At 73.7% G+C, this 6,551-nt stretch carries 6 protein-coding genes; 1 reads left to right on the plus strand and 5 read right to left on the minus strand.

What is annotated here, in order from left to right; translation table 11 throughout:
* Positions 1-14: 14 nt before the first annotated feature.
* The 5 genes from coaD to ACWCXH_RS30040 all read right to left on the minus strand — a co-directional run bounded on the left by coaD (position 15) and on the right by ACWCXH_RS30040 (position 5,874).
* Positions 15-506, minus strand: a complete 492-nt coding sequence (gene coaD / locus ACWCXH_RS30020; protein WP_449804619.1) for a pantetheine-phosphate adenylyltransferase — start codon at positions 504-506, stop codon at positions 15-17.
* 47 nt (positions 507-553) lie between these two features.
* Positions 554-1,138 (minus strand): 16S rRNA (guanine(966)-N(2))-methyltransferase RsmD, encoded by a 585-nt coding sequence (gene rsmD, locus ACWCXH_RS30025; RefSeq protein ID WP_449804620.1) that lies wholly within the window; start codon positions 1,136-1,138, stop codon positions 554-556.
* 160 nt (positions 1,139-1,298) lie between these two features.
* A complete protein-coding gene (locus tag ACWCXH_RS30030) occupies positions 1,299-1,832 on the minus strand; it encodes a hypothetical protein (RefSeq protein ID WP_449804621.1) in 534 nt (177 codons plus the stop codon).
* Between the two features lie 105 nt (positions 1,833-1,937).
* Positions 1,938-4,175: an ATP-dependent DNA helicase RecG gene (recG, locus tag ACWCXH_RS30035; protein ID WP_449804622.1), complete on the minus strand. Its 2,238-nt coding sequence runs from the start codon at positions 4,173-4,175 to the stop codon at positions 1,938-1,940.
* Between the two features lie 67 nt (positions 4,176-4,242).
* Complete coding sequence (locus ACWCXH_RS30040; RefSeq protein ID WP_449804623.1) at positions 4,243-5,874, minus strand: DAK2 domain-containing protein; 1,632 nt, start codon at positions 5,872-5,874, stop codon at positions 4,243-4,245.
* Positions 5,875-6,172: 298 nt separating this feature from the next.
* Here ACWCXH_RS30040 and rpmB point away from each other — a divergent pair, with 298 nt between their 5' ends.
* Positions 6,173-6,358 (plus strand): 50S ribosomal protein L28, encoded by a 186-nt coding sequence (gene rpmB, locus ACWCXH_RS30045; protein ID WP_014138233.1) that lies wholly within the window; start codon positions 6,173-6,175, stop codon positions 6,356-6,358.
* Positions 6,359-6,551 lie beyond the last annotated feature (193 nt).

Here is a 6,551-nt window from a genome sequence, read left to right on the forward strand (position 1 = left end):
GGGCGAACGGCCGACTACTGCTCGGCCTTGCGCTCCGCGATCCGCTCGACCAGCCGGTCGTGCACCGTCTCCGGCAGCAGGTGCGAGACGTCACCGCCGTACGAGGCGACCTCCTTGACCAGCGTCGAGGAGAGGAAGCTGTACGTCGGCGAGGTCGGCACGAACAGCGTTTCCACGCCGGTCAGGCCGTGGTTCATCTGCGCCATCTGCAGCTCGTAGTCGAAGTCGCTGACCGCGCGCAGACCCCTGATGATCGCGGGGATGCCGCGCTCCCGGCAGAAGTCCACCAGCAGGCCGTGGTGCGACTCGACCACCACGTTGCCGAACTCGGCGGTGACCTCCTCGATCAGGCCGATCCGCTCCTCGATGGTGAACATGCCCTGCTTGTTCCGGTTGATCAGGACCGCGACATGCACCACGTCGTACAGCTTCGAGACGCGCCCGATGATGTCGATGTGGCCGTTGGTGATCGGGTCGAACGAACCGGGACAGACGGCTCGGCGCATGGCGTGTGCTCCCTCGTGGGGTGACGGCTGCTGCGGGCCGCGGCCCGCTACTCGTGATCGCTGGCTTCGGCGGCGGCGCGACCGTACCAGAGCGTGCCCTCGCCGTAGCGGCGGGAGCGCAGCACCTCGAAGCCGTCGGGCCAGCCGAACTCTCCGCCGCGGGTGCTGCGCTCCACGGTGACGAGTGCGTCGTCCGCGAGCCAGCCTCCAGCCAACAGTGTGATCAGCATCTCGCGCAGTTCCTCGTCCGTCACGGCGTACGGCGGATCGAGGAACACCAGGTCGTAGGGGGTCTGCGGAGGCGGCCCGACGATCACCTTCTCCGCCTTGGCGGCCCGTACCTCGGCGCCCGGCAGGCCGACCGTGCGGACGTTCTCCCGGATCACCCGGGCCGCCTGGCTGTCGGCCTCGACCAGCAGGACGTGCTCGGCGCCGCGCGACAGCGCCTCCAGGCCGACCGCGCCCGATCCGCCGAACAGGTCCAGCATCCGGGCCCCGTGCAGGGGACCGCGCAGCGCCTCCAGGGTGGAGAACATCGCCTCGCGGGCCTTGTCGGAGGTCGGGCGGGTGCCCCGGCCGGGCGGTACGGCCAGCCGGCGGCCGCCGGCCGACCCGGCGATCACGCGGGTCATGGTGGTGGAAGGTCCTTTCGTCGCTGCGCGCCCACGCTATCCCGACCACCGCTCCCCGCTCACGCCGAGCGTCCCGCCCCGAGCCGAAGGGGCGCGCCGGCGGGTGACAGCCGCGGCCCGGCGGGGCATCCCGTCGGGCCGCGGTCGCGCACTCGGGCGGTCAGCCGGCCTCGGAGCCCGCCGACTGGGCCGGGACGGCCGCGCCGAGCAGGGCCGGCGAGGCGTAGCGGGACCAGGACAGGCAGCCGTCGGGCGGGCAGAACTCGGGGCGGCGCGGGTCGTGCCCGAGCTCGCGCAGCTTGGTGCGGACGGAGTCGGGCGTGCGGCCGAACCGGGCGGCGATCCGGGCGACGGTCTCGCCGTCGTGGAACCGCCGGACCAGCTCCTCCTCGTGCTGCGGCACCCAGGGGGCGCCGTGGCCGGGGTACAGCTCGCGCAGCACGTCGCGGTCGGGGATGGGCTCGGAGACGTCGGCGACGATCGCCAGCGCCCGCAGCGCGCGGTTGAGCGCGATCCGCAGCGAGGCGACGTCCTCGACCGGCAGGCGGAGCCGACCCGAGGCGAGCGGCGCGGCGGCCGCCCCCTCGCGCCAGCCGGTCAGGGTGAGGGTGACCTCGCGGTCGTCGTCGCTGGCGAGTTCGATCCGGAAGACCTTGTCGCCCAGCGGGAGCTCGTTGAGATGACGGAATGCCATGGCAGGACCCCCAAGTGTCGCGCCAGGTACGCACCTTGGGGGTGCGCCCTGAACACCTTCATTCTCCCGCGGGGGTCTGACAATTCCGGGGCCGTGCGGGCCCGCTCAGCCCTTCTCCATGTAGGCCGCGCGGTCCTCGTCGATGAGGCTCTCCAGCGCGGTGCGCAGCTCCGGGTGGGCGGCGAGCTCCGGGTCCTCGGCGACCAGCCGGGTGGCCTCGGACCGGGCGGTGACGATGACCTCCTCGTCCTCCAGCACCGAGAGCACCTTGAGCGAGGACCTCACGCCGGACTGCGCCTGGCCCAGCACGTCGCCCTCGCGGCGCTGTTCGAGGTCGATCCGGGACAGCTCGAAGCCGTCCAGCGTGCCGGCCACCGCGTCCAGCCGGGCCCGGGCCGCGCTGCCCGCGGGCATGTCGGTGACCAGCAGGCACAGGCCCGCCGCGCTGCCGCGGCCCACCCGGCCGCGCAGCTGGTGCAGTTGGGAGACGCCGAAGCGGTCGGCGTCCATGATGACCATCGCGGTGGAGTTGGGGACGTTGACGCCGACCTCGATCACCGTGGTGGCGACCAGGACGTCCACCTCGCCGGCCGCGAACCGGCGCATCACGTCGTCCTTGGCCTCGGGGGCGAGCCGGCCGTGCAGGATCTCCACCCGCAGGCCGCTCAGCGGGCCCTTCACCAGCTTCTCGGCGGTCTCCACCACCGAGAGCGGGGGCCGCCGTTCGTCGCTCTGGGCGCCGACGTCGGCGATGTCCTCGAAGTCGTCCTCCTCGGCCGGCCCGCGCTTCTTCTTCGCCGGCTCGGCGCCGGGCTCCTCGTCCCCGATGCGGGGGCAGACGACGTACGCCTGGTGGCCCTTGTCGACCTCCTCGCGGACCCGCTCCCAGGCGCGGGTGAGGAAGTTGGGCTTCTCGACCGCCGGCACGACGTGGGTGGAGATCGGCGAGCGGCCGGCCGGGAGCTGGTCCAGGACGGAGGTCTCCAAGTCCCCGAAGACCGTCATCGCGACCGTGCGCGGGATCGGGGTCGCGGTCATCACCAGCAGGTGCGGCGGCTGTTCGCCCTTGGCGCGCAGCGCGTCCCGCTGCTCGACGCCGAAGCGGTGCTGCTCGTCGACGACGACGAGACCGAGGTCCTGGAACTGGACCTTGTCCTCGATCAGCGCGTGGGTGCCGATGGCGATCCCGGCGTCCCCGCAGGCCATGTCGAGCAGCGCCTGACGGCGGGCCGGGGTGCCCATCGAGCCGGTGAGCAGCACGACCCGGGTGCCGAGGTCGGAGCCGCCGAGCATGCCGCCCTCGGCCAGGTCGCCCATCATCTCGACGATCGAACGGTGGTGCTGCTGGGCGAGCACCTCGGTGGGCGCGAGCAGGACGGCCTGGCCGCCGGCGTCCACCACGGCGAGCATCGCGCGCAGCGCGACGAGCGTCTTCCCCGATCCCACCTCGCCCTGGAGCAGCCGGTGCATCGGGTGCTCGCTCGCGAGGTCGGCGGCGATCTCGGCGGACACCTTCTGCTGCCCCTCGGTGAGGGTGAACGGCAGCCGCTCGTCGAACGCGTCCAGCAGGCCGCCCTCGCGGGCCCTGCGCGGCTTGGCGGGCAGGGCGGACTCGGCGGCCCGGCGCTGCGCGAGGGCGACCTGGAGGACGAAGGCCTCGTCCCAGCGCAGCCGGCTCTGGGCCCGCTCGCGGTCGGCCTGGCTGCGCGGGCGGTGGATCAGCTCCAGGGCCTCGGGCAGCGGGATCAGCCCGTGCCGTTCGCGCAGTTCGGCGGGCAGCGGCTCGCCGACGTCGCCGAGGTGCTTGGTGAGCGCGGTCTCGACGCAGATCGACAGCTTCCAGCTGGGCATCTGGGCGCTCGCGCCGTACACCGGGATGAGCCGGCCGGCGAACTGCTGCGCCGCGTCCCCGGCCCCGCTCGACGCAGCCGCCTCCTCGTCGAGCAGCTGGTAGTCCGGGGAGACCAGCTGGCGGGTGCGGTTGAAGACGCCGACCTTGCCCGCGAACAGGCCCTGGGCGCCGGCCCTGAGCTCCTTCTGCCGCCAGCCCTGGTTGAAGAACACCAGCGAGAGCCGGCTGCGGCCGTCGGTGACGACGACCTCCAGCCGGTCGCCCTTGCGGCCGCGGAACGGGATGAGCGTGACCTTCTCGATCCGCGCCAGCACGGTGACGTGCTCGTCGATCTCCAGCTCGTCCAGGCTGGTGAGCTGGCCGCGTTCGACGTAGCGGCGGGGGTAGTGGTGCAGCAGGTCCCCGACCGTGCGCAGCTTGAGGCTGTCGGCGAGCACCTTCGCGGTGCGGTCGCCGACGAGCTTGGTCAGTGGTTCATCGAGAGCGCCCATCAGGCCCCTGTTTACACCACGGGACCGACGAACCGGGCCACGCTGCCTCGTTCGGGCCCGCCCGGCCCTACTCGACCCCGATCAGCAGCGGGGCCGACTCCCGGCCGCCGTGGAAGACCACCGTGTCCACCTCGGGCCGCCCCTGGCGGACGTGGGCGACCAGGTGCTCGGCGAGCGCCTCGTCGGCGCCCTCGCCGAGGATGAGGGTGACGAGTTCGCCGCCCGCGCCGAGCATCCGGTCCAGCACGCTCGCCCCGACCTCGGCCGGCCCGGCGCCGATCACCGCGACGTCCCCGTCGATCAGGCCGAGCACGTCCCCGGCCTGGCAGACCCCGGCCATCGTCCAGGACTCCCCCTCGGCGACGGCGAGTTCGGCGTACCGGGTGGCCCCGGCCGCGGAGGTCATGGCGACCACGTCCTCGTCGAAGCGGCGACCGGCCTCGTGCACCGCGAGCGCCGCGAGCCCCTGCACCGGCGAGCGGGTGGGCAGGACGGCGATCCGCACGCCCTCCTCGCGGAGCTGGTCGGCGGCGGCCCCGGCGGCGGCGCGCAGTTCGGGGTCGTTGAGCAGCAGGACGACCTCGCGCGCGCCCGAGCGCCGGACGGCGGCGGCGAGTTCGGCGCTGGCCGTCGGGCGGTCCGGGTCGGCCCGGAGCACGACGGCGCCGGCCTGCTCGCAGAGTTCGGCGAGGCCCTCGCCGCACACCACGGAGAGCACCGCGCGCGCGGGCTCCTCGCGCTCGCCCGGCTCGGCGGCGGCGCCGGAGCGGGCGGCGGCCTCGGCGAAGTGCGTGATCCTGATCTGGTGCGGCCGGCCGGCCCCGATGCCGGCCTCGACGGCGGCGCCGGCGTCGTCCACGTGGACGTGCACGTTCCAGAGGCCGTCGCCGCCGCCGATGACGAGCGAGTCGCCGAGCCCGCCGAGCCGCTCGCGCAGCGCGGGCAGGGCGTCGTCGGGGGCGTCCAGCAGGTAGATGACCTCGAACGCGGGGTGGCCCGGGCCGGGCGGCCGGACGTGCACCTCGCAGCTCTCCAGCGCCCGGACGTCCCCGCGCAGCGCGACCGGTCCCATCGGCTGGTGCCCGGCGACGGCGTCGGCGAGCGCGCCGAGGACGGCCACCAGGCCGCGCCCGCCGGCGTCGACGACCCCGTTCTCGGCGAGCACGGCGAGCTGCTCGGGGGTGTGCCGCAGCGCGTCCCGGGCGGCCCGGTACGCGGTGTCGGCGACCTGCGCGAGCCCGTCCCCGGCCCGGACGGCCTCCCTGGCGGCGACCCGGGCGACGGTCAGCAGGGTGCCCTCGACGGGCTCCGCGACGGCCTGGTAGGCGGACTCGGCGGCCCGCTGGAGGGCGGCCCGCAGCTGCTCGGCCCCGCCGCCCTCGGCCAGCGTCTCGGCGGTGCCGCGCAGCCACTGGGCAAGGATCACCCCGGAGTTGCCACGGGCGCCGAGCAGCGCGCCGCGGGCCATCGCCCGGATCGCGTCGGCCAGGCCGGGGGCCGGCTCCGCGGCGGGGTCGGCGAAGCGGCTCTCCACCTCGGCGGCGGCCGACTCGACGGTCAGGTAGAGGTTGGTGCCGGTGTCGCCGTCCGGGACGGGATAGACGTTGAGCGCGTCGATCTCCTCGCGCGCCTGGCCGAGCGCGCGCAGGGCGAGCTGGCACCAGGTGCGCACGGCCGGGGCGTCGAGCGTGTGCAGCACCAGGTCTCCTCCGGATGGGACGCCGCGGTGGCCCGAGGGGCGGCAGCACGTTCAGGGCAGCGGCGAGGGGTGATACCGGCAGGTTATCGGGGGCCGGGAGGGGCCGCCCGGACCGTCGTCCGGAGCGATCACCCGGCCGGTCATGGTAGTTTCGTCGAACGGAAGCAAGCGTTGTATGCTCTTCCGGTTGCCTGGAACAATCCGGGCTCACCCTTTGGTCCGCTCCGGTTCACGCGAGTGCTCCGGTGGCCCTTCGGGTTTTCGAACGTAAATGATCTGAAGTCTTGGAGTGACTCCTGTGGCTGCCAACTGCGACGTCTGCGGCAAGGGGCCGGGCTTCGGCAACAGCATCTCCCACTCGCACCGCCGTACCCCCCGTCGTTGGAACCCCAACATCCAGACGGTGCGCGCTGTGATTGGGCGGACGCCGAAGCGGCTCAACGTCTGCACCTCGTGCATCAAGGCCGGTAAGGTCTCGCGCTGACGCGCAGACCGGCATGCCGGTCCTCCAGTGAAGCCGGTTCATCCTCGGATGGACCGGCTTCACTGTTCTCCGGACTCACCGGTGGTGGGGGGGGGGGGCCGGGGGCGGGCCCCCCCCCCCCCCAGTCCGCAAACCGCAATAAAAAAACAACAAAAAAACAAGGGGGGGTGGGGGGGGGGTTGGTTGTGTTGTG

It is taken from the genome of Kitasatospora sp. NPDC001660 (assembly GCF_053596725.1).